This window comes from Pseudomonas sp. XS1P51, from assembly GCF_054897845.1.
Genome location: NZ_CM142707.1, coordinates 5,504,712 through 5,526,637, shown reverse-complemented (window position 1 = coordinate 5,526,637; position 21,926 = coordinate 5,504,712). Strand labels below are relative to the sequence as shown.

The 21,926-nt window shown below is 60.8% G+C and carries 19 protein-coding genes and 1 pseudogene; 11 read left to right on the top strand and 9 right to left on the bottom strand.

Going from position 1 to position 21,926, the window contains the following annotated elements; translation table 11 throughout:
• Nucleotides 1-121: 121 nt before the first annotated feature.
• Together ACYZUD_RS25625 and ACYZUD_RS25620 are read right to left on the bottom strand one after the other, a co-directional pair.
• Complete coding sequence (locus ACYZUD_RS25625; protein WP_462020709.1) at nt 122-976, bottom strand: sulfurtransferase; 855 nt, start codon at nt 974-976, stop codon at nt 122-124.
• Between the two features lie 33 nt (nt 977-1,009).
• Nucleotides 1,010-1,681, bottom strand: a complete 672-nt coding sequence (locus tag ACYZUD_RS25620; RefSeq protein ID WP_462020708.1) for a TetR/AcrR family transcriptional regulator — start codon at nt 1,679-1,681, stop codon at nt 1,010-1,012.
• Nucleotides 1,682-1,827: 146 nt separating this feature from the next.
• Between ACYZUD_RS25620 and ACYZUD_RS25615 the strand changes: the two genes are divergently transcribed.
• From ACYZUD_RS25615 to ACYZUD_RS25595, 5 genes are all read left to right on the top strand, one after another.
• Nucleotides 1,828-3,258, top strand: coding sequence for a coniferyl aldehyde dehydrogenase (locus tag ACYZUD_RS25615; RefSeq protein ID WP_462020707.1), 1,431 nt, complete (start codon nt 1,828-1,830; stop codon nt 3,256-3,258).
• Between the two features lie 28 nt (nt 3,259-3,286).
• Nucleotides 3,287-3,832 (top strand): twin-arginine translocation pathway signal protein, encoded by a 546-nt coding sequence (locus ACYZUD_RS25610; RefSeq protein ID WP_462020706.1) that lies wholly within the window; start codon nt 3,287-3,289, stop codon nt 3,830-3,832.
• 128 nt (nt 3,833-3,960) lie between these two features.
• Nucleotides 3,961-5,556, top strand: coding sequence for a GMC family oxidoreductase (locus ACYZUD_RS25605; protein ID WP_462020705.1), 1,596 nt, complete (start codon nt 3,961-3,963; stop codon nt 5,554-5,556).
• Nucleotides 5,557-5,671: 115 nt separating this feature from the next.
• A complete protein-coding gene (gene coaD, locus ACYZUD_RS25600; protein WP_007945531.1) occupies nt 5,672-6,151 on the top strand; it encodes a pantetheine-phosphate adenylyltransferase in 480 nt (159 codons plus the stop codon).
• 179 nt (nt 6,152-6,330) lie between these two features.
• A complete protein-coding gene (locus tag ACYZUD_RS25595; protein WP_010466792.1) occupies nt 6,331-6,582 on the top strand; it encodes a YfhL family 4Fe-4S dicluster ferredoxin in 252 nt (83 codons plus the stop codon).
• 131 nt (nt 6,583-6,713) lie between these two features.
• Here ACYZUD_RS25595 and ACYZUD_RS25590 read toward each other — a convergent pair whose 3' ends face one another.
• Genes ACYZUD_RS25590 through ACYZUD_RS25580 form a run of 3 tightly spaced genes read right to left on the bottom strand, consistent with a single transcriptional unit; the run spans nt 6,714 to nt 8,745 of the window.
• Nucleotides 6,714-7,037: a multidrug transporter gene (locus tag ACYZUD_RS25590; RefSeq protein ID WP_462020704.1), complete on the bottom strand. Its 324-nt coding sequence runs from the start codon at nt 7,035-7,037 to the stop codon at nt 6,714-6,716.
• Nucleotides 7,038-7,088: 51 nt separating this feature from the next.
• Nucleotides 7,089-7,901, bottom strand: coding sequence for a bifunctional DNA-formamidopyrimidine glycosylase/DNA-(apurinic or apyrimidinic site) lyase (mutM, locus tag ACYZUD_RS25585; RefSeq protein ID WP_462020703.1), 813 nt, complete (start codon nt 7,899-7,901; stop codon nt 7,089-7,091).
• A gap of 28 nt (nt 7,902-7,929) precedes the next feature.
• Nucleotides 7,930-8,745 (bottom strand): HDOD domain-containing protein, encoded by an 816-nt coding sequence (locus ACYZUD_RS25580; RefSeq protein ID WP_462025115.1) that lies wholly within the window; start codon nt 8,743-8,745, stop codon nt 7,930-7,932.
• Between the two features lie 327 nt (nt 8,746-9,072).
• Here ACYZUD_RS25580 and ACYZUD_RS25575 point away from each other — a divergent pair, with 327 nt between their 5' ends.
• On the top strand, nt 9,073-10,269 hold the full coding sequence (locus ACYZUD_RS25575) for a class I SAM-dependent rRNA methyltransferase (RefSeq protein WP_462020702.1): 1,197 nt from the start codon (nt 9,073-9,075) through the stop codon (nt 10,267-10,269).
• Between the two features lie 316 nt (nt 10,270-10,585).
• Nucleotides 10,586-12,427 carry a dihydroxy-acid dehydratase gene (ilvD, locus tag ACYZUD_RS25570; RefSeq protein ID WP_462020701.1) on the top strand — a complete coding sequence of 614 codons (1,842 nt, stop codon included), beginning with the start codon at nt 10,586-10,588 and terminating at the stop codon, nt 12,425-12,427.
• Nucleotides 12,428-12,616: 189 nt separating this feature from the next.
• On the opposite strand, the gene ACYZUD_RS25565 is transcribed toward ilvD, so the two are convergent.
• Nucleotides 12,617-13,684 (bottom strand): HAD family hydrolase, encoded by a 1,068-nt coding sequence (locus ACYZUD_RS25565; RefSeq protein WP_462020700.1) that lies wholly within the window; start codon nt 13,682-13,684, stop codon nt 12,617-12,619.
• A 254-nt stretch (nt 13,685-13,938) separates the two neighbouring features.
• Between ACYZUD_RS25565 and ACYZUD_RS25560 the strand changes: the two genes are divergently transcribed.
• Nucleotides 13,939-15,330: an L-cystine transporter gene (locus ACYZUD_RS25560; RefSeq protein ID WP_462020699.1), complete on the top strand. Its 1,392-nt coding sequence runs from the start codon at nt 13,939-13,941 to the stop codon at nt 15,328-15,330.
• Nucleotides 15,331-15,442: 112 nt separating this feature from the next.
• Here ACYZUD_RS25560 and ACYZUD_RS25555 read toward each other — a convergent pair whose 3' ends face one another.
• Nucleotides 15,443-15,955, bottom strand: a complete 513-nt coding sequence (locus tag ACYZUD_RS25555; RefSeq protein WP_462020698.1) for a dihydrofolate reductase — start codon at nt 15,953-15,955, stop codon at nt 15,443-15,445.
• An 85-nt stretch (nt 15,956-16,040) separates the two neighbouring features.
• Here ACYZUD_RS25555 and ACYZUD_RS25550 point away from each other — a divergent pair, with 85 nt between their 5' ends.
• On the top strand, nt 16,041-17,411 hold the full coding sequence (locus tag ACYZUD_RS25550; protein WP_462020697.1) for a DUF2868 domain-containing protein: 1,371 nt from the start codon (nt 16,041-16,043) through the stop codon (nt 17,409-17,411).
• Nucleotides 17,404-18,780, top strand: coding sequence for a GTPase/DUF3482 domain-containing protein (locus tag ACYZUD_RS25545; protein ID WP_462020696.1), 1,377 nt, complete (start codon nt 17,404-17,406; stop codon nt 18,778-18,780). The genes ACYZUD_RS25550 and ACYZUD_RS25545 overlap by 8 nt, the downstream gene beginning before the upstream one ends.
• Before the next feature lie 131 nt (nt 18,781-18,911).
• Here the strand turns inward: ACYZUD_RS25545 and ACYZUD_RS25540 are convergent.
• Both ACYZUD_RS25540 and ACYZUD_RS25535 read right to left on the bottom strand, forming a co-directional pair.
• A pseudogene (locus ACYZUD_RS25540) lies at nt 18,912-19,076 on the bottom strand (phosphohydrolase); the annotation flags it as partial.
• Nucleotides 19,077-19,124: 48 nt separating this feature from the next.
• Nucleotides 19,125-21,386, bottom strand: coding sequence for a heavy metal translocating P-type ATPase (locus ACYZUD_RS25535; protein WP_462020695.1), 2,262 nt, complete (start codon nt 21,384-21,386; stop codon nt 19,125-19,127).
• A gap of 85 nt (nt 21,387-21,471) precedes the next feature.
• On the opposite strand from ACYZUD_RS25535, the gene cadR reads away from it, so the two are divergent.
• Nucleotides 21,472-21,921 (top strand): Cd(II)/Pb(II)-responsive transcriptional regulator, encoded by a 450-nt coding sequence (gene cadR, locus ACYZUD_RS25530; protein ID WP_462020694.1) that lies wholly within the window; start codon nt 21,472-21,474, stop codon nt 21,919-21,921.
• The last annotated feature ends 5 nt before the right edge of the window (nt 21,922-21,926 follow it).

The following is a 21,926-nucleotide window of genomic DNA, read 5'->3' as shown; positions in this document are numbered from 1 at the left end:
ACGATGAAGATACAAATGTGGGAGCGAGCCTGCTCGCGATGAGGGTTTCACATTCAACATCTCTGCTGACTGATCCACCGCTATCGCGAGCAGGCTCGCTCCCACCTTTTTGATTTTGGGTTTATTCGCCGATGGCGATTCCGTGCGCAGGATCGTTGATCCACTCACTCCACGACCCGGCATACAACGCCCCCAACGGATAACCCGCCAGGCACAGGGCAAACAGGTTATGGCAAGCCGTCACGCCAGAACCGCAATACGCCACCAGATCGGTCGGCGAACGATCACCGAGTTTCGCGGCAAACCGCTGTTTGAGCTGATCCGCCGACAGGAAACGCCCGTCGCTGCCCAGGTTGTCGGTGAACGCCGCACATTGCGCGCCGGGGATGTGCCCGGCAATCGGATCGATCGGTTCCACTTCGCCCTTGAAGCGCGGCAACGCGCGGGCATCGAGCAAGGTCAGCGCTGGCTGGCCGAGACGTTGCTGAAGCTGTTCGGCGCTCAGGATCAGCGCGTTGTCCGGTGTCCCGGTAAAGGTGCCACGCTGGATGTGGGGCGCATCGAGACTCAGCGGCAAACCCGCCGCGTGCCAGGCCTTGAGCCCGCCGTCGAGGATGAACACACCGTCACGCTTGCCCAGCCACGCCAGCAACCACCAGGCCCGCGCCGCGTAGGCACCCGGACCGTCGTCGTACAAAACCACCTCGCTGTCGGCGTTGATACCCCAGGCTTGCAGACGCTCGATCAAGTCTTCAGGTTCAGGCAACGGATGACGCCCGGTCACCCCCTTGACCACAGTCCCGCTCAAATCACGCTCAAGATCGGCAAAGCTCGACCCGGCAATATGCCCTTCGGCATAGCTGCGCTGCCCGTAATCCGGGTCTTCGAGGGCAAAACGACAATCCAGAATCACCAGCCCCGGCTGCTCCTTTTTCAGGTCCAGTGCTTGCGGGCTGATCAGTTGCGCAATGGGCATAACGGGCTCCTCTGATGTTGTCGGTTTTGAATCCTACTGCACTTCTTCAAGGGCCTGGGCCAGCGGCACGTAAAACTCCTCGAACAACGCGTTGACCGCGTCGCGGGACTGATCCGTGACGAACCCGGCCTCCAGCACCAACACCTGATACACCCCACGTTTAATCGCCTGCTCGCTCAGGTGATTGGAGTTTTCCCGCGTAGTGCACAGAAAACGCACCCAGGACGTAAGAATGATCCAGGCATTGAGCGTCAGGGATTCGATCTGCACCCGGTCCATCTTCAGAATGCCGGCCTCGACGAACCCTTCGTAAATGGCCGTTCCTTGAATCAGGCAGCGCTGGGAAAAGCGACGATAACGGTCGGCCAACTCGGCATCGCTGTCGAGCAAGTGTTCGAGGTCACGATGCAGAAACCGGTAGCGCCACATCGCCGCCAGCAGCTCCTGAAGATAGAAGCGCTTGTCTTCGACCGTCGCGGCGCGCCCCTGGGGTGGGCGCAGGAAGCTGTCCACCAGGCTTTCGTACTCACTGAACAGCACGGCGATGATCGCCTGCTTGTTGGGGAAGTGGTAGTACAGGTTGCCCGGGGAAATTTCCATGTGGGCAGCAATGTGGTTGGTGCTGATGCTGCGCTCGCCCTGCTGATTGAACAGCTCCAGGCTGTTCTGCACGATGCGCTCGCTGGTTTTGATCCGTGGGGCCATGGCTTGAGCTTTAATTCAGAGTGCGGTGACGGGCATCTTACGACCTATCCGGGAGTGGATAAAACTAAGGTGCACCAGGAAGTCATTTGACTTTTTAGAGCTTAGACTCTAAAAAGCTCCTCATTACAATAAATCCGGAGCCGACCATGACTGCTGACATCGCCTACCTGCAGAACCTACAGCAGCCGCTGGAAGAACTCCAAACCCTGTTCGACGCCCAACGTGCAGCCTATGCCGCCAACCCGATGCCGCCTGCCGCTCAGCGCCATCAATGGCTCAAAGCCCTGCGCGATCTGTTGAGCAATGAACGTCAGGCCCTGATCAACGCCATCAGCCAGGACTTCAGCCACCGCAGCGCCGATGAAACCCTGCTCGCCGAACTGATGCCCAGCCTGCACGGCATCCACTACGCCAGCCAGCACCTCAATGGCTGGATGAAACCCTCACGGCGCAAGGTTGGCGTCGCCTTTCAACCCGCCTCGGCCAAAGTCGTTTATCAACCCTTGGGCGTGGTCGGGGTGATCGTGCCGTGGAATTACCCACTGTATCTGGCCATCGGGCCGTTGGTGGGCGCGTTGTCGGCGGGTAATCGGGTGATGCTCAAACTCAGCGAATCGACCCCCGCCACCGGCTTGCTGCTCAAGGAACTGCTGGGCCGGATATTTCCCCAGGATCTGGTCGGCGTGGTGCTGGGCGAAGCCGATATCGGCGTGGCGTTTTCCAGACTGCGTTTCGATCACTTGTTGTTCACCGGTGCCACCAGCATCGGTAAACACGTGATGCGCGCGGCCGCCGAGAACCTGACGCCGGTGACCCTCGAACTGGGCGGCAAGTCCCCGGCCATCGTCTCCCGCGACGTGCCGCTCAAGGACGCCGCCGAACGCATCGCGTTCGGCAAGACGCTCAACGCTGGGCAAACCTGTGTCGCCCCGGACTACGTGCTGGTGCCGGATGACCGCGTCGGTGCTTTCGTTGAAGCCTATCGCCAGGCCGTTCGCGGGTTTTATCCGACCCTGGCGGACAACCCGGACTACACCGCGATCATCAATGACCGACAACTGGCCCGACTCAACGGCTACCTCAGTGACGCCACCAGCAAGGGTGCGCTGCTGATTCCGTTGTTCGACCAGGGTCAGGGGCGTCGCATGAGTCACAGCCTGCTGCTCAATGTCACTGACGACATGATGGTCATGCAGGACGAAATCTTCGGCCCGTTGCTGCCGATCGTTCCGTACAAGGATCTGGATGAAGCGTTTGCCTACATCAACCAGCGACCTCGTCCGCTGGCGCTGTATTACTTCGGCTACGACAAGCGTGAACAAAACCGCGTACTCAACGAAACCCATTCCGGTGGCGTCTGCCTGAACGACACCCTGCTGCACGTCGCTCAGGACGACATGCCGTTTGGCGGCATCGGCGCCTCGGGTATGGGGCATTACCACGGTCACGAAGGTTTCCTGACCTTCAGCAAGGCCAAAGGCGTGCTGATCAAACAGCGGTTCAACGCGGCGAAACTGATCTACCCGCCGTATGGCAAAGCCATTCAGAAACTGATCCAGAAGCTGTTTATCCGCTAACGATCGTCACCGCCGGGTAATAACAATAATGAGCCCAAGCCTGTCCGATACACCCGCGCTGTCACGGCGCGGCCTGCTTAAATTCAGCCTCGGCGCGAGTGCGTTTCTGGCCACGGCCGGATTGGGTGCGAGCCTCAGCGGCTGCTCGTCGAGCACCCCGGCCAGCGGTTTTGCGATTCTGCGCAGCGGCGATTTGCTGTTTCTGCGGGCTGTGATTCCGGTGATGCTCGACGGTGCCGTGGCCATGGAGAAAATGCCGGCATCGGTCGATCAGACCCTGCATTGCCTGGATAACGGCCTCGATCACCTGTCGCCGGAAATGCTCAAGCTGACCCAACAGTTGTTCGATGTGCTGGGAATGGCTGTGACTCGCGGACCGCTGACCGGGATTTGGGGCAGTTGGGAAAACGCCAGTGCCGACGACATCCGGCACTTTCTCGAGCGCTGGGAAAACAGCTCGTTGAGTCTGCTGCGTATGGGGCACAGCTCGTTACTGCAATTGGTGATGATGGCTTGGTACAGCCGCGCGGAATCGTGGGCGCATTGTGGGTATCCCGGGCCGCCTACGGTTTGAGACCGAGGCGACCCCATCGCGAGCAGGCTCGCTCCCACAGGGGTTTCGCGATCCATGTGGGAGCGAGCCTGCTCGCGATGACGTCAGCCGCGTCACCACCGAACCCAAAATAATAAGAGAACCCAAAGATGCCCGTACCCGATCCGTTCCGCGAAGGCCTGGCCCGTGGCTGGAAAACCTTCAACGGCTCACAACTGACCCAGGACCTGACCCTCGAAGCGGAGGTGGCGATCATCGGCAGTGGTGCTGGCGGCGGAACCACCGCCGAAATCCTCAGCGCCGCCGGTTACAAGGTGCTGCTGATCGAAGAAGGCCCGCTCAAGACCAGCAGCGACTTCAAGTTGCTCGAAGACCAGGCCTACACCAGCCTCTATCAGGAAGGCATCGGCCGCATGAGCAAGGACGGTGCGATCACCATCCTCCAGGGCCGCGCAGTGGGCGGCACCACGCTGATCAACTGGACATCGAGCTTTCGCACCCCGGACCCGACCCTCGAACACTGGGCCAGGGAACACGACGTCAAAGGCCACACGCCCGCCGAAATGGCGCCGTGGTTCGAGAAAATGGAACAGCGCCTGGGTGTTGCCCCTTGGAGGGTCCCGCCCAACGCCAACAACGACGTGATCCGCAAAGGCTGCGAAAAGCTCGGCTACACCTGGCACGTGATCCCGCGCAACGTGCGCGGCTGCTGGAACCTGGGCTATTGCGGCATGGGCTGTCCGACCAACGCCAAGCAATCGATGCTGGTCACGACCATTCCGGCGACCCTGGAAAAAGGTGGCGAGTTGCTCTATCTGGCCCGCGCCGAAAAACTGTCGTTCAGCGGCGACAAGGTCACAGGGCTGCAATGCGTAGCGATGGACGACCGCTGCGTGGCCCCCACGGGAAAGACCATTACGGTCAAGGCGCGGCACTACGTGCTGGCGGGTGGTGGGATCAACAGCCCGGCGCTGTTGTTGCGTTCCGACACGCCTGATCCACACAAACGCCTCGGCAAACGGACGTTCCTGCATCTGGTGAACATGTCCGCCGGGCTGTTCGACGAGGTGATCAATCCGTTCTACGGCGCACCGCAGTCGATCTATTCCGACCATTTCCAATGGCAGGACGGCACCACCGGCAAGATGTCCTACAAACTGGAAGTCCCGCCGCTGCACCCGGCGCTGGCCGTCACCCTGCTCGGCGGCTTTGGCCAGGAAAACGCCCGGCACATGGAGAACCTGCCCCATACCCACGCCATGCTGGCTTTGCTGCGGGATGGCTTTCACCCGGACAGCCCCGGCGGCAGCGTCGAGCTGCGCGGTGACAACACGCCGGTGCTCGACTATCAGGTTTCACCCTACGCCTGGGACGGTTTGCGCCGGGCGTTCCACAGCATGGCCGAGATTCAGTTCGCTGGCGGCGCCAACGCGGTCATGCCGATGCATGCGGACGCTCGCTATGTGAAAACCCTGGCCGAAGCGCGCACGCTGATCGACAGCTTGAGCCTTGAGCTGTATCGCACGCGCCTGGGCAGTGCTCATGTGATGGGCGGTTGTGCCATGGGAGAGGATCCGAAAAACGCCGTGACCGACAGCCTCGGCCGGCATCACCAACTCAGTAATCTGTCGATTCACGATGGCTCGCTGTTCCCCACCAGCATTGGCGCAAACCCGCAATTGTCGGTCTATGGGCTGACGGCGCAACTGGCAACTTCTTTGGCCGAACGTTTGAAAAACCCATGAAAATGGAGAATATTCCCATCGTCTATAGTGCTTTCTTACCCAAAAGGCGACTTGGCCGACCGGGAAGGCTGCGATACCATCCGACTCCCCAACGGACTCCCGCCAGGACGACGCGATGAACCGAGTGTTGTACCCAGGTACCTTCGACCCTATTACCAAGGGCCATGGCGATCTGGTCGAACGCGCCGCGCGCCTGTTCGATCATGTGATCATTGCCGTCGCCGCCAGCCCGAAGAAAAACCCGTTGTTTCCCCTGGAACAGCGTGTGGAGCTGGCCCGCGAGGTCACTAAACATCTGCCGAACGTTGAAGTCGTCGGCTTCTCGACGTTGCTGGCGCATTTCGCCAAAGAGAAAAATGCGAACGTGTTCCTGCGTGGATTGCGCGCGGTGTCGGACTTCGAATACGAATTCCAGCTGGCCAACATGAACCGCCAACTGGCCCCGGATGTGGAGAGTCTGTTTCTTACACCGTCCGAGCGTTACTCGTTCATTTCCTCGACGCTGGTCCGTGAAATCGCAGCCCTGGGCGGCGATATCACCAAGTTCGTCCACCCTGCGGTGGCGGACGCCCTCACCGAACGCTTCAAGAAGTAAGCCCCGCAACTGTAGGAGCGAGCTTGCTCGCGATAGACGTTAACGATGACGAGGGCTGCCTGGATGAACCCGGCGCTCTCCCGTCCATCGCCAGCAAGCTGGCTCCTACAGCGCCAATGCGGCACAATTGTGCGCATTGGTTTATTACGCCCGGGCCTTCCGCCCCGGCTGGAGTTAGCATGTCCCTGATCATCACCGACGATTGCATCAACTGCGACGTCTGCGAACCCGAGTGCCCGAACGCCGCCATTTCCCAAGGCGAAGAGATCTACGTGATCGACCCTAACCTGTGCACACAGTGTGTCGGCCACTACGACGAACCTCAGTGCCAGCAGGTTTGCCCGGTGGATTGCATTCCGCTGGATGAGGCGCATCCGGAGACCGAAGAACAGTTGATGGCGAAGTACCGGATCATTACCGGCAAGGCTTGATTCAGTTGGCGACTGTTAAGACGCCATCGCGAGCAGGCTCGCTCCCACAGTAGATCTTCGGTGTGTGTCCCCCTGTGGGAGCGAGCCTGCTCGCGATGAGGCCATCAGCCACGCCGAAGATGTAACTGACCTCACTCCCGCTGCTCAAACCCCTCCCCGACACACCCCAGACACCGCACGAACGCCGCTTTCGCCGGGTCGACCACCAGCGCCTGCCCCGCATCGCCAACGCCGCCGCCCAACGCGGTAAACGGCAACGACACCACAAACGCCCCCGCACCGATCACCGTCGCCACGACCAGCAAGGGTCGGGCGATCAGCAAATCGCCGAGCATGGCGTACGCCGGGGGATTCTGGATGGTGTAACGCGGGTCGCCGCTGCCGGTGTTGGCCGCCAGCGCGGGCGCGCCGACGCTCAGCAACAACACGACGACAAGGGTTCGAAACAGCTTCATGACACGGTCCTTCAGACAGGCAGTGAGCACTGACTATAGACCGTAGGGCTATCAGCTCTGACAGCGTGGGCAAAAGACGCTGGCGCGTTGCCCGAGTTTCACGTCCCGCAACTCCGTCCCGCAGACCTTGCACGGCTCGCTGCCGCGGCCGTAAACAAACAATTCCTGCTGGAAATAACCCGGCTGTCCGTCACCACCGATAAAGTCGCGCAGCGTGGTACCGCCGCGTTCGATGGCAGCGGCCAGAATGCGCTTGATCTCGATGGCCAACTTCAAATAACGCGCCCGGGAAATGCTCTTGGCTTCCCGGCGCGGATCGATACCCGCCGCAAACAGCGCTTCGGTTGCGTAGATGTTGCCGACGCCAACCACCACGGCGTTGTCCATGATGAACGGCTTGACCGCCATGGATCGTCCGCGGGACTGCTGAAACAATCGGTCGCCGTCAAACAGGTCGGTCAACGGCTCCGGCCCCAGGCGAATCAGCAGCTCGTGGTTCAGCGGATCGAGGCTCCAGAGCATCGCGCCAAACCGTCGCGGGTCGGTGTAACGCAGGGCCAGGCCGGATTCCAGCTCGATGTCCACATGCTCATGCTTGGCGGCAGGCAGGCCGACTTCCACCAGGCGCAGATTCCCCGACATGCCCAAATGGCTGATCAGCGTGCCGACTTCGGCATTGATCAACAGGTATTTGGCGCGCCGCTCCACCAGCACGATGCGCTGGCCGGACAGCCGCACATCCAGGTCTTCAGGGATCGGCCAGCGCAGACGACGATCACGCACAATGACCCGGCTGACACGCTGGCCTTCCAGGTGCGGCGCAATCCCGCGGCGGGTGGTTTCGACTTCTGGCAGTTCAGGCATGGTGCTCTCGAATCAGGCTGTCCGACACTCAGCGATGAGTGCCGAGGTCGCGAATCGTTTGTTTGAGGGTCTCGAAGTCGTAGTCCGAGAGGCCGACGTAATCGAGCACCAGCGGCGCGATGCTGTTCCACTCGTGGTCCTCGTGCTGGTTGCCCAGCACCCGGAAGGACGCACAAATGTGCTCGGCCATCTTCAGGATCGCCAGCAGGTTTTTCAGCTGGCTGTTGCGCGACGACTCATCGCTGAAGATCACCAACGCATTGTGGTGATTGGCGATCGCGGTGCTCACGTGCTCCGGCAGGCGCCAGGATTTGGCCGTGTAATAACCGACCACCGCGTGGTTGGTATTGAACACCCGATTCTCGGTGTCCACCACCCGGCATTCGGCACTGGCGCTGGCATAGGCCTCTTCCAGCGTCGTCATGTAGTCGGGGAAGCGCTGAAGCATCAGCGGCACGCCGCAATCGTGGAACAGACCGAGGGCGTACGCTTCATCGCCGGCCTGGACACCGATGCGCTTGGCCAGGGTCAGGCAGGTCATCGCCACGTCCTGAGCCGTATCCCAGAAACGGTTCAACGTGACGATGGTGTCGTCGTTCATCTCACCCTTGATCGACTGCGCGTTGATCAGGTTGATGATAGAACGGCTGCCCAAGAGGTTCACCGCACGCTGGATCGAGGCGATCTTGTTACTCAAGCCGTAATACGGAGAATTGACGATTTTCAGCAAGGAGCCAGAGAGGCCCGGGTCTTGGGAGATCAACTTGGCGATCACTTCCAGATCCGGATCGGGCATGTACTGCTCCATCTGCAAATCCACCATGATCTGCGGCTGGGCCGGCACGCTGATGCCTTGCAGGGACTGTTGAATCTGTTCGGAAGTCAGCTCTTGGGACATAAGTAGGCACTCTGGGTCAGGCGGCAATTCTAACCTTTATAAAGTTGGATCCGACACCTTGGCCGGCATATCGGCCAAAGTTTCATGTCGGCGTAGCATTCGAAATCGCCTTCGCGAGCAGGCTCGCTCCCACAAGGGAATGCATTTCAAATGTGGGAACGAGCCGGCTCCGGGCGGCGTTCCGACGAAGGGGCCATCAGCGTTTCATCGCCCACCCAGCCCTCCGCCACACTCAACACGCTATACTCCCGCTCTTTTTTCCGGAGCGACGTCATGTCCCTGCCTAGCCTGCGCCTCAAAGCCAACGCCGACCGTCGCCTGCGAAACGGCCACCTGTGGGTCTACAGCAACGAAATCGATGTAGCCGCCACTCCGTTGCACGGCTTCAAGGCCGGCGACCAGGCGATCCTCGAAGCCGCCGGCGGCAAGCCGCTGGGCATCGTCGCCATGAGCCCGAACAACCTGATCTGCGCCCGCCTGCTGTCGCGCGACATCAAGTTGCCGCTGGACAAGTCGCTGCTAGTGCATCGCCTGAACGTGGCCCTGTCCCTGCGTGATCGCCTGTTCGACAAGCCGTTCTATCGCCTGGTCTACGGCGACTCCGACCTGCTGCCAGGCTTGGTGGTCGACCGTTTTGGCGACATCCTGGTGGTGCAGATCGCTTCGGCGACCATGGAAGCCCATAAAGATGACGTGATCGCGGCGCTGACCCAAGTGCTCAAGCCAAGCGGCATTCTGTTCAAGAACGATTCCGCTGCCCGTGATGCCGAAGGCCTCAACCGTTACGTCGAAACCGTGTTCGGCCTGGTGCCGGAGTGGGTTGCGCTGGAAGAGAACGGCGTGAAATTCGAAGCGCCGGTCATCCAGGGCCAGAAAACAGGCTGGTTCTACGACCACCGCATGAACCGCGCACGCCTGGCCCCTTATGCCAAAGGCAAACGCGTACTGGACCTGTACAGCTACATTGGCGGCTGGGGCGTGCAAGCGGCCGCGTTCGGCGCCAGTGAAGTGTTCTGCGTTGATGCTTCGGCCTTCGCCCTCGACGGCGTCGAGCGCAACGCCGCACTGAATGGTTTCGCTGAAAAAATGACCTGCATTGAAGGCGACGTGTTCGAAGCCCTGAAAGAGCTGAAAGCCAGCGAAGAACGCTTCGACGTGATCGTGGCCGACCCGCCGGCGTTCATCAAACGCAAGAAAGACATGAAAAACGGTGAAGGCGCTTACCGTCGCCTGAACGAGCAAGCCATGCGCCTGCTCAGCAAGGACGGCATTCTGATCAGCGCTTCGTGCTCGATGCACCTGCCGGAAGATGACCTGCAGAACATCCTGCTGACCAGTGCCCGTCACCTGGACCGCAACATCCAGATGCTGGAACGTGGCAGTCAGGGTCCGGATCACCCGGTTCACCCGGCGATTGCTGAAACGCGCTATATCAAGAGCATCACTTGCCGGTTGCTGCCAAACAGCTAATCGCAAAACACTGTAGGAGCGAGCTTGCTCGCGATGGTCTCCAACGATAACGCTGGATGCCTGACACCCCGCTGCGCTCTCAGGGGTTTCGCGAGCAAGCTCGCTCCTACAGGCATTCCCTCCAGCCGCCAGCCGTGTAGAATCGCGACATTCATCGCCAGTCATCCCCCGGCGGGTTTATGAGCTCAAGCTGAAGCGCGCGGCGATCCCGCAAAGTTATCGGCAACTTCCGGACACACGGCCATTTCTGAGTGTTCCAGACGTCAATAGAAGCTCACTTCCCTTTTGATACCTGATTAGCCGCCCGGAGTGCTTCATGCCTGATTACCGCTCGAAAACATCCACCCACGGCCGCAACATGGCCGGTGCCCGCGCACTGTGGCGCGCCACGGGGATGAAAGATGACGACTTCAAAAAGCCGATCATCGCCATTGCCAACTCGTTCACCCAGTTCGTACCGGGCCACGTCCATCTCAAGGACCTGGGCCAACTGGTCGCCCGCGAAATCGAACGCGCTGGCGGTGTCGCCAAAGAATTCAACACCATCGCCGTGGATGACGGCATCGCCATGGGCCACGACGGCATGCTGTATTCGCTGCCGAGCCGCGAGATCATCGCCGACTCCGTCGAGTACATGGTCAACGCCCACTGCGCCGACGCCATCGTCTGCATTTCCAACTGCGACAAGATCACCCCTGGCATGCTGATGGCCGCCCTGCGCCTGAATATCCCGGTGATCTTCGTTTCCGGCGGCCCGATGGAAGCCGGCAAGACCAAACTGGCCAGCCACGGTCTCGACCTCGTCGACGCCATGGTCATCGCCGCCGACTCCAGCGCTTCTGACGAGAAAGTCGCTGAGTACGAGCGCAGCGCCTGCCCGACATGCGGTTCGTGTTCCGGCATGTTCACCGCCAACTCGATGAACTGCCTGGTTGAAGCCCTCGGCCTGGCATTGCCGGGTAACGGTTCGACCCTGGCCACCCACAGCGACCGCGAACAGCTGTTCCTGCAGGCCGGCCGCACCATCGTCGAACTGTGCAAGCGTTACTACGGCGAGAACGATGAGTCGGTGTTGCCGCGCAACATCGCCAACTTCAAGGCATTCGAAAACGCGATGACCCTGGACATCGCCATGGGCGGTTCCACCAACACCATCCTGCACTTGCTGGCCGCGGCCCAGGAAGCCGAGATCGATTTCGACCTGCGCGACATCGACCGTCTCTCCCGCCACGTACCACAACTGTGCAAAGTCGCGCCGAACATCCAGAAGTACCACATGGAAGACGTGCACCGTGCTGGCGGGATCTTCAGCATCCTCGGCTCGCTGGCCCGTGGCGGCCTGCTGCACACCGACCTGCCAACCGTGCACAGCAAGACCATGGCCGAAGGTATCGCCAAGTGGGACATCACCCAGACCAACGACGAAGCCGTGCATCACTTCTTCAAGGCCGGCCCGGCGGGTATCCCGACGCAAACCGCGTTCAGCCAGTCGACCCGTTGGGAAACCCTGGACGACGACCGTGAAAACGGCTGCATCCGCAGTGTCGAGCACGCCTACTCGAAAGAAGGCGGCCTGGCTGTTCTGTACGGCAACATTGCTCTGGATGGCTGCGTGGTGAAAACCGCTGGCGTCGACGAGTCGATCCACGTCTTCGAAGGCAACGCGAAGATCTTCGAAAGCCAGGACAGCGCCGTACGCGGCATCCTCGCCGACGAGGTGAAGGCTGGCGACATCGTGATCATTCGTTACGAAGGCCCGAAAGGCGGCCCGGGCATGCAGGAAATGCTGTACCCGACGTCGTACCTGAAGTCCAAAGGCCTGGGCAAAGCCTGCGCCCTGCTCACCGACGGCCGTTTCTCCGGCGGCACCTCGGGCCTGTCCATCGGTCACGCTTCGCCTGAAGCCGCTGCCGGCGGTGCGATCGGCCTGGTACAGGACGGCGACAAGGTGTTGATCGACATTCCGAACCGCTCGATCAACCTGTTGATCAGCGACGAAGAAATGGCCGGGCGCCGTGCCGAACAGGATCAGAAAGGCTGGAAGCCAGTAGAAAAGCGTCCACGCAAAGTGACCACCGCGCTGAAAGCCTATGCCCTGCTGGCGACCAGCGCCGATAAGGGTGCCGTGCGTAACAAGGCGATGCTCGACGGGCTGTAAGCGTTACCGTTGAACAAAAAATGCCCCGCCAAGTGCGGGGCATTTTTTTGCTCACGAAGCCGGATTATCAATCAATTGATGGGTGACTACTTTGGCCCCATCGCGAGCAGGCTCGCTCCCACACTGGATTTGCGTCGTTCATAAATCCCCTGTGGGAGCGAGCCTGCTCGCGATAGCAGCGCCCCGGTCTTACTGAATCTCTGCCGGCGTCACAATCACCCAGTTCTTGTCCGCCGTCACCGGCAACCCTTCCTTGGCCTGAGCCGCAGCGTGCTTGGCCATCATGCCGTTAATCTGGGTCATGTATTTGTCTTTGCGGTTGACCCACAAGTGGATGCCGCCCTTGGCCACATCGACGCTGTGGAACAGCATGAAACCATCGCTGGTCGGTGTATCGCCGCCAACAAGAACCGGTTTTTTCCACTCATCGATGTACGTCAGGATCGCCGCCTGCTTGCCGGCCATCCAGGTCGCCGGGGTCCACAGGTAAGGGGTCAATTCGAGGCCGAGGTTGGCCTTCTCGTCATACTTGCCGGCGGTGATTTGCTTGCGGGCCGTGGTCAGCTCGCCGGACTGGGTGTCCTTGAGCAGCAGGCTCACACCGATGACGTTTTGCGGTTTGACGTTGTAGCCGTACTTCGGATCGGAAGCGACCATGCGCACCAGCTCTTCAGAGGCGGCGGTCATTACATAGACCTCGATGCCGTTCTCCATCAGCTTGTTGTAGAGCTCTTTCTGACCGGTGAAGATCTTCGGCGGATTGACGTCGAGGTTCTTGACCACATCGCCTTCGTAGTAAGTGGCCGGTACTGGTTTGCCAGAGGCCATCAGCTCGTCGACATAACCCTTGAGCTCTTTAAGCGTGAAACCGGAGAACACCTGGGCGACCCATGGATAGCACACCATGTCGTCGAGTTCGCAGAGGCGGTAGTAGTAACTGAACAGGCTTTCCTTGTGGTCGGCGGTGTCCTTGAACGGAATCAGTTTCAGGGAGGGGTCGAGTTTCTCGCGGGTGATCAGGCCTTTGTTTTCCATGAAAGGCAGCAGCGACTCTTCAAGGTCGTAGCGGTAACTGGTGTTGTCCATGTCGAACACCGCGTAGTTACCTTTGTTGGCATTGGCCGCAATCATTGCGTCCAGTGCCTTGGCCTGATCGGCTGGCCAGTGTTTCAGATCGGTGGCGAATACCTGGCCGGCGAGGCCAAGGCCCAAGCTCAATCCCAGTGCAACAGCCAGAAATTTCGGTGCGAGTTTCATCGGCATGCTTCCCTTATTGAAAGACCTGATTCAAAGATATCGACGCTAACAAATTAGTGTGACGGTCCTCGTCTGCCAGCGACCGCTCACGTCCCTTTCGCGTCAGCTGCATCCCCGACAGCGACACCCGCTTATTCCAAAAACGACAGCAATCAGACTTTTTTGATATTAATTCATTAGATATCAAACTGTTAGGCTTGCCGGTTCGCAGCTGCCCCGGAAGGTGGCTGGCACAAGTCTTTTTTGGAGTCCTCATGAATCTGCCGCTGATTCTCAATCTGCTGGTGTTCCTCGCGTTACTTTTTGGCTTGGCACAAACCCGTCACACCACTTGGAGCCTGGCGAAAAAAGTCCTGCTCGCGCTGGTGCTGGGCGTGGTGTTTGGTGTCGCGCTGCACACGATTTACGGTGCCGGCAACCCAGTGCTGAAAGCCTCGATCGGCTGGTTCGATCTGGTGGGCAACGGTTACGTGCAGTTGCTGCAAATGATCGTGATCCCGCTGGTGTTCGCTTCGATTCTGAGCGCCGTGGCCCGTCTGCATAACGCTTCGTCGCTGGGCAAGATCAGCTTCCTGACCATTGGCACGCTGCTGTTCACCACCGCCATCGCGGCGCTGATCGGTATCGGTTTGACCAACCTGTTCGGCCTGACGGCTGAAGGGCTGGTCGCGGGCACTCAGGAAATGGCGCGTCTGCAAACCATCCAGACCGACTACGCCGGCAAGGTCGCGGACCTGAATGTGCCGCAGCTGTTGCTGTCGTTCATTCCGCAAAACCCGTTCGCCGACCTGGCGCGAGCGAAGCCGACCTCGATCATCAGCGTGGTGATCTTCGCGGCTTTCCTCGGTATTGCTGCGCTGCAACTGCTGAAGGATGACGTCGAGAAAGGTCAGAAAGTGATCAACGCCATCGACACCCTGCAAGCCTGGGTGATGCGCCTGGTGCGTCTGGTGATGAAGCTGACCCCGTACGGCGTATTGGCGCTGATGACTAAAGTGGTCGCCGGCTCCAACCTGCAGGACATCATCAAGCTCGGCAGCTTCGTGGTGGTTTCCTACATCGGCCTGGGCCTGATGTTTATGGTGCATGGCGTGCTGGTCTCGGCAGCCGGGATCAACCCGCTGCGGTTCTTCCGCAAGATCTGGCCGGTGCTGACATTTGCCTTCACCAGCCGCTCCAGCGCCGCAACGATTCCGCTGAGCATCGAAGCGCAGACCAGCCGTTTGGGTATTCCACAGTCGATCGCCAGTTTCGCTGCCTCGTTCGGCGCAACCATTGGCCAGAATGGCTGTGCCGGCCTGTACCCGGCGATGTTGGCGGTAATGGTGGCGCCGACCGTGGGCATCAATCCGCTGGACCCGTTGTGGATTGCGACGTTGGTAGCGATTGTGACGCTGAGTTCGGTCGGTGTGGCGGGCGTGGGCGGCGGCGCGACGTTTGCCGCGCTGATCGTTTTGCCGGCCATGGGTTTGCCGGTGTCACTGGTGGCGTTGCTGATTTCGGTGGAGCCGCTGATCGACATGGGCCGTACCGCGTTGAACGTCAGTGGTTCGATCACGGCGGGCGCGATTACCAGCCAGATCATGCAGCAGACGGATAAAGCGTTGCTGGAGGCGGATGAGCATTCGGAGTTGGCTCACGCTTAAGTCCTTCAGCGACTGAGCGGGCCTCTTCGCGAGCAGGCTCGCTCCCACAAGGGATCGGTGTTGTGTGTTTCACCACAGGACCAATGTGGGAGCGAGCCTGCTCGCGATGCTTTTAAGCCTTTTCCCACACCTCAAAGCTGTACGCCGGCTTATCCCCTTCGGCAGGATTCGGCACATTCGACACCAGTTTCCACCGGTTCAAATCAAACTCTGGGAACCACGCATCCCCTTCCGGGCTCAACGCCACACGCGTCAAATACAACCTGTCCGCCTGAGCCAACCCCTGCGCGTACAACTGCGCCCCGCCAATCAGCATCACTTCATCGACGCCCTGCTCGTTCGCCCATTCCTGCGCGCGAACCACCGCCGCCTCCAGCGACGGATAAACCTGCGCGCCGTCCAGCTGCAGATCCGCCTGGCGGCTGACCACGATGTTCAATCGCCCCGGTAGCGGGCGGCCGAGGGAATCCCAGGTCTTGCGACCCATGATGATCGGCTTGCCCAGGGTGGTGGCCTTGAAGTATTTGAAGTCCCCCGGCAAGTGCCAGGGCATGCTGTTGTCGACGCCGATCACACGGTTTTCACCGAGGGCTGCGATCAGGCTTAGGGGGAGTGATTTAGTCATGTCGGCGAGGATACCAGAGCCTCCCGTACCCCGATAAGCGCCACAGCGGTTATGCTCACGACTCAATTGAGCGACGGGATGCCGCGTGACTGAACTGAATAATCTCTGGCTGACAGAAGCCATCCGCCTGCGTGAAGAACATGCCGGCCCCCTGGATGATCTGGAAGCCAACCGACTGGCCCGCAGCGCGGGCGGTGATTTGCCGACGCGCATTCAACGCCGCGCCCTCTGGCTCGCCGAGCGCGACGGTTTGACCGAGGCCCTCAAACATTGGCTGCAAGGGGCGCAACTGGCGCTGATCGTCATGGCGGTGCTGGCCGTGGTCAGCGGCGCCGGCCTGGCGTTTGCCGCGTTGGGTGACGGACAAGTGCCGGTGAATGTGTTCTGGGCCTTGGGCAGTCTGCTGGGGCTGAACCTGATTCTGTTGCTGAGCTGGGCGCTGGGCCTGGTGTTTGCCGGCGAACACGGCGCAACACTGGGACGCTTATGGTTGTGGCTCAGCGAAAAACTCGCCCGCGATACCAAAGCCGCGCAACTGCCTCCGGCCCTGCTGTTGTTGCTGCAACGACAGAAACTCAATCGCTGGGCGCTCGGCGTGCTGGTCAACGGCTTGTGGTTGCTGGCATTGCTCAGCGCGCTGGTGATCGTACTGATGCTGATGGCGACCCGGCGTTATGGCTTCGTCTGGGAAACCACCCTCCTCAGCGGCGACACCTTCGTCGCCATGACCCAAGCCCTCGGCGCCTTGCCGGCATTGCTTGGTTTCAGCGTGCCCAGCGTGGACATGATCCGCGCCAGTGGCGATGCCGCGCTGAACATCGAAAGCGCCCGCCAGGCCTGGGCGGCGTGGCTGGTGGGTGTGCTGCTGATCTACGGTGTTTTACCGCGCTTGTTGCTGACGCTGTTCTGCCTGTGGCGCTGGAAAACCGGCCGGGCCACATTGCGTCTGGATTTGAACCTGCCCGGCTACGCTCAACTGCGCGAACGGCTGATGCCCACCAGCGAACGCCTGGGCATCAGCGATGCGGCACCGGCGCAGCTTCATCGTGTGGAAAGCGGCGTCACTGAACAGCAAAGCAATGGCGCGTTGCTGGTGGCCATCGAGCTGGACGATCAACGCCCATGGCCGCCGCAACTGCCAAAAACCGTGAGCAACGCCGGCATCCTCGACAGCCGCGAATCGCGAAACAAACTCCTCGAACAGCTGAGCCGTTTCCCCCCGACCCGTTTGGCCATCGCTTGCGATCCACGGCGCTCGCCGGATCGCGGCAGCCTGGCGCTGATCGCCGAACTGGCCCGTAGCGCCAGCGCCACCCGCGTCTGGCTGCTGCAAGCGCCGCCCGGCGAAGCGCTGGATGCCGAACGCCTTGGCGACTGGCACGTAGCATTGCAACAACTGAATCTGCCGTTCGCCGATTGCGCGCCATTGAACTGGCTGGAGACCGGTCATGACTAACCCTTGGAAACTGCCGTTGAAACTCGCGGTGGTCGGCCACACCAACGTCGGTAAAACCTCGTTGCTGCGCACCCTGACGCGGGACGTCGGTTTCGGCGAAGTCTCCCATCGCCCCAGCACCACGCGACACGTCGAAGGGGCGCGGCTTTCGGTGGACGGCGAGCCCTTGCTCGACCTGTTCGACACCCCTGGCCTGGAAGATGCCATCGCCCTGCTCGACTACCTCGAACGTCTGGAGCGCCCCGGCGAACGCCTCGACGGTCCGGCGCGACTGGCACGTTTTCTGGAAGGCAGCGAAGCGCGGCAGCGTTTCGAACAGGAAGCCAAGGTGCTGCGGCAACTGCTGACCTGCGACGCGGGCCTGTATGTGATCGACGCCCGCGAACCAGTGCTGGCCAAGTACCGCGACGAACTGGAAGTGTTGGCCAGCTGCGGCAAACCGCTGCTGCCGGTGCTGAACTTCGTCAGCAGCGCCAACCATCGCGAGCCGGATTGGCGTGAAGCGTTGGCGCGTCTGGGCTTGCATGCCTTGGTGCGCTTCGACAGCGTCGCCCCGCCGGAGGATGGCGAACGTCGACTCTATGAAAGCCTCGCACTGCTGCTGGAAAACTCCCGCGAACAACTGGAGCGCTTGATCGCCGATCAACAGGCCCAGCGGCTGGCGCGTCAACAAAGCGCGACACAGTTGATTGCCGAATTGTTGATCGACTGTGCCGCGTGCCGACGCAGCGTGGTCAGCGAGGCCGATCAGGAACAGCAGGCGATCAGCGAGTTACGCAAAGCCGTTCGCCAGCGCGAACAGCGCTGCGTTGAAGCCTTGCTCAAGCTCTACGCCTTCCGCCCGCAGGATGCGGCGGCCACTGATCTGCCGCTACTCGATGGCCGTTGGGGTGATGACCTGTTCAACCCGGAAACCCTCAAGCAGTTGGGCGTGCGGGTCGGTGGCGGCATCGCGGCCGGCGCAGCGGCGGGAGCCGGGGTCGACTTGCTGGTGGGTGGCCTGACACTCGGCGCAGCGGCACTGGCCGGCGCAATTGCCGGCGGCGCCCTGCAAACGGCGCGCAGTTATGGCAGTCGTTTGCTGGGCAAAATCAAAGGCCAGCGGGAATTGACCGTCGACGACAGCGTGCTGCGGTTATTGGCGTTGCGCCAGCGACAACTGCTGCAGGCGCTGAATGCGCGTGGGCACGCGGCGATGGACAGTATTCAGGTCGCCACGCCACAGGACAAAACCTGGCGCGAAGGCAAACTGCCCGAGGTGTTGAACAAGGCCCGGGCGCATCCGCAGTGGTCGTCGCTCAATCCGCATCCGAAGTTGAATCAGGCAGAGCGGCAGGAGCAGGTTGAGGTGTTGGCGCAGCAATTGTGAACCTTGGTAATTGTGGTGTTCGGGCCGGCCCCATCGCGAGCAGGCTCGCTCCCACAGGGGGATTTGCATTGATCACAGATCCAATGTGGGAGCGAGCCTGCTCGCGATGGCAGCCACTCGGACACGAGGCTTTACGCAGCCAATAGGCGCAATGGCTTTTTCTTCAAGACAGCCAGATCCATCACCGGCACCCACATCTCCTTGGCCTGCTCATCCCACTGACGCATCCGCAGACTCACCGCACACAACGGGTCCTGCTCGAAGGCTTCAGCCTCTTCGGCGGACATTACCCCACCATGTAAAACGCCTTCAGCTCGGCACTCAGCACACCCGTCCCTCATCGTCTATTTGCGCAACAGGCGCAAACCGTTGAACACCACCAACAGGCTCACGCCCATGTCGGCGAACACCGCCATCCACATGGTGGCGATCCCGGCGAAGGTTACCCCAAGAAAGATCGCCTTGATGACCAATGCCAGCGCGATGTTCTGTTTGAGGATGCTTGAGGTCTGCCGCGACAGCCGGATGAAGGTCGGGATTTTGCGCAGATCGTCGTCCATCAGGGCGACATCCGCGGTCTCGATGGCAGTATCGGTGCCAGCGGCGGCCATGGCGAAACCGATTTCTGCCCGCGCCAGTGCCGGAGCATCATTGATGCCGTCGCCGACCATGCCGACGTTATGCCCCTGTGCATAAAGCGCTTCGATGGCTTGCAGCTTGTCGGTCGGCAGCAAATCGCCTTGCGCCTGATCGATACCGACTTGAGCGGCAATTGCCTGGGCGGTGTGGACGTTGTCGCCGGTGAGCATCAGGGTTTTGATGCCCAGCTCGTGCAGTTGCTGGATGGCCTCGCGGCTGGACTCTTTCACGGTGTCGGCCACGGCAAACAGCGCCAGCGGACCCGACTGGTCGAGCAGCAGCACCACCGACTTGCCCTGTTTCTCCAGCGCAAACAGCGTTTCCTCCAGCGCAGGCGAGCACAGGTTCAGCTCTTCCACCAGACGATGGTTGCCCAAGTGGTAAGTCTTACCGTTGATGTCACCGCGTACGCCGCGCCCGGCCAGCGCTTCGAAGTTATCCACAACGAGCGGCGCCAATTGTTTATCCACCGCCGCATTGGCGATGGCCAGCGACACCGGGTGATCCGAGCGACCGGCCAGCGCTGCCGCTATAGACGGCGCTAAGGCACCAGCCGTTGGCTCGAGGGACAGATAATCCGTCTGCACCGGTTTGCCGTGAGTGATCGTGCCGGTCTTGTCCAACGCCAAGTAGTCGAGCTTGTAACCGCCCTCCAGATAGACACCGCCCTTGACCAGAATCCCTTTGCGCGCCGCTGCCGCGAGGCCGCTGACGATGGTCACTGGCGTAGAAATCACCAATGCACAGGGGCATGCGACCACCAGCAACACCAGCGCCCGGTAGATCCAGTCGAACCACAGCGCGTCCATGAACAGCGGCGGGATCACCGCTACAGCAAGGGCAAAGATGAACACGGCCGGCGTGTAGATTTTCGAGAAACTGTCGACGAAACGCTGGGTCGGCGCCCGCGCCCCCTGGGCCTGTTCGACGGCATGGATGATTCGCGCCAGGGTCGAATTGTTGGCCGCAGCGGTCACGGTGTATTCCAGGGAACCGGCCTGGTTGATAGTCCCCGCAAACACCTTGTCGCCGACAGTCTTCTCAACCGGCAGGCTTTCGCCGGTAATAGGCGCTTGATCGATGGTCGAACTGCCCGAAACCACTTCGCCGTCCAGGCCGATTCGCTCGCCGGGACGCACCCGTACCCGCGTACCCAACTCGATGGTTTTGACGTCCTGCGCAATCCAACGGCCATCGGCCTGCTGCACCGTGGCCTGCTCCGGGGTCATCTGCATCAGACCGCCGATGGCGTTGCGCGCCCGGTCCAGCGACTTGGCTTCGATCAACTCGGCCACGGTAAACAGGAACATCACCATCGCCGCTTCCGGCCATTGACCGATCAGGATCGCGCCGGTGACCGCGATACTCATCAGTGCGTTGATGTTCAGGTTGAGGTTTTTCAGGGCAATCCAGCCCTTTTTATAAGTGCCGAGGCCACCGCTGAGGATCGAGATCAGCGCGATGATGGCCACGACCCAGTTGGGCGCGGCGTCGGTGAAGTGGATCACTTCAGCGGCCAGCGCGCCAACGCCGGACAGCGCCAACGGCCACCAGGGCTTTTTCTCGGGCGCTGGAGCAGGCGCTTCAACGCCCTGCTCCATTGGCTCGGCCTGCATGCCGAGGGACTTGATGGCGTCGATGATTGGCGAGGTGCTTGCCAAGTTATGGGTAACGCCGAGCACCCGGTTGATCAAATTGAATTCCAGTTGCTGAACGCCCGCGAGCTTGCCGAGTTTGTTCTGGATCAGCGTCTGCTCGGTCGGGCAGTCCATGGCATCGATGCGGAAACTGCTCAACCGCGCATCGGCACTCGGCGCCTCACTCAACTGGATCAGGGCAGGCGCTGCTGCTTTCGACGAACAGCAGGAATCACCAGGACCGCCATGTACATGCTGCGGCACAGGCGTCAGTTTGCTGCAGCAATCGTCTGCGGCGTCGGGTTTGTGGGTGTGCAGGGAATCGCTCATCGGTTGCGTCCAGTAAGAGTGCCTGTTGCCAAGTAAAGACCCTGTAGCCACTATAGGGTCAAGCACCCTTTTGGAGATTGCCGTCATGAAGATCGGAGAACTGGCGAAACTCACCGACTGCGCCGTGGAAACCATCCGCTACTACGAACGCGAAAGCCTGCTGCCGGAGCCGGCCCGCAGCGATGGCAACTACCGCGTCTACACCCAGGCCCACGCCGAGCGCCTGACCTTCATCCGCAACTGCCGCACCCTCGACATGACGCTTGAGGAAATCCGCAGCCTGCTGGCCTTGCGTGATAGCCCGCAGGATCAATGTGAAAGCGTGAATGCGCTGATCGATGAACACATCCATCACGTCAAGGCGCGGATCGACGGTTTGCTGGCCTTGCAGGCACAACTCATCGACCTGCGCCAACGCTGTGGCGAAGGACCGGATATCGATCAGTGCGGGATTTTGCAGAGGCTGGAGGTGAGTGGCGGGGTTGTGGCAACGGAGGTTGAGCATTCCCATGTTGGCCGTAGCCACGGCCACTAAGAACA

Excerpts from the sequence above, each read along its gene's own strand:
- coaD (WP_007945531.1), top strand. The coding sequence starts at position 5,672 with ATGAACCGAGTGTTGTACCCAGGTACCTTCGACCCTATTACCAAGGGC.
- ACYZUD_RS25575 (WP_462020702.1), top strand. The coding sequence starts at position 9,073 with ATGTCCCTGCCTAGCCTGCGCCTCAAAGCCAACGCCGACCGTCGCCTG.
- ACYZUD_RS25615 (WP_462020707.1), top strand. The coding sequence starts at position 1,828 with ATGACTGCTGACATCGCCTACCTGCAGAACCTACAGCAGCCGCTGGAA.
- ACYZUD_RS25590 (WP_462020704.1), bottom strand. The coding sequence starts at position 7,037 with ATGAAGCTGTTTCGAACCCTTGTCGTCGTGTTGTTGCTGAGCGTCGGC.
- ACYZUD_RS25565 (WP_462020700.1), bottom strand. The coding sequence starts at position 13,684 with ATGAAACTCGCACCGAAATTTCTGGCTGTTGCACTGGGATTGAGCTTG.
- ACYZUD_RS25625 (WP_462020709.1), bottom strand. The coding sequence starts at position 976 with ATGCCCATTGCGCAACTGATCAGCCCGCAAGCACTGGACCTGAAAAAG.
- mutM (WP_462020703.1), bottom strand. The coding sequence starts at position 7,901 with ATGCCTGAACTGCCAGAAGTCGAAACCACCCGCCGCGGGATTGCGCCG.
- ACYZUD_RS25605 (WP_462020705.1), top strand. The coding sequence starts at position 3,961 with ATGCCCGTACCCGATCCGTTCCGCGAAGGCCTGGCCCGTGGCTGGAAA.
- ilvD (WP_462020701.1), top strand. The coding sequence starts at position 10,586 with ATGCCTGATTACCGCTCGAAAACATCCACCCACGGCCGCAACATGGCC.
- ACYZUD_RS25555 (WP_462020698.1), bottom strand. The coding sequence starts at position 15,955 with ATGACTAAATCACTCCCCCTAAGCCTGATCGCAGCCCTCGGTGAAAAC.
- ACYZUD_RS25620 (WP_462020708.1), bottom strand. The coding sequence starts at position 1,681 with ATGGCCCCACGGATCAAAACCAGCGAGCGCATCGTGCAGAACAGCCTG.
- ACYZUD_RS25545 (WP_462020696.1), top strand. The coding sequence starts at position 17,404 with ATGACTAACCCTTGGAAACTGCCGTTGAAACTCGCGGTGGTCGGCCAC.
- ACYZUD_RS25595 (WP_010466792.1), top strand. The coding sequence starts at position 6,331 with ATGTCCCTGATCATCACCGACGATTGCATCAACTGCGACGTCTGCGAA.
- ACYZUD_RS25560 (WP_462020699.1), top strand. The coding sequence starts at position 13,939 with ATGAATCTGCCGCTGATTCTCAATCTGCTGGTGTTCCTCGCGTTACTT.
- cadR (WP_462020694.1), top strand. The coding sequence starts at position 21,472 with ATGAAGATCGGAGAACTGGCGAAACTCACCGACTGCGCCGTGGAAACC.
- ACYZUD_RS25535 (WP_462020695.1), bottom strand. The coding sequence starts at position 21,386 with ATGAGCGATTCCCTGCACACCCACAAACCCGACGCCGCAGACGATTGC.
- ACYZUD_RS25610 (WP_462020706.1), top strand. The coding sequence starts at position 3,287 with ATGAGCCCAAGCCTGTCCGATACACCCGCGCTGTCACGGCGCGGCCTG.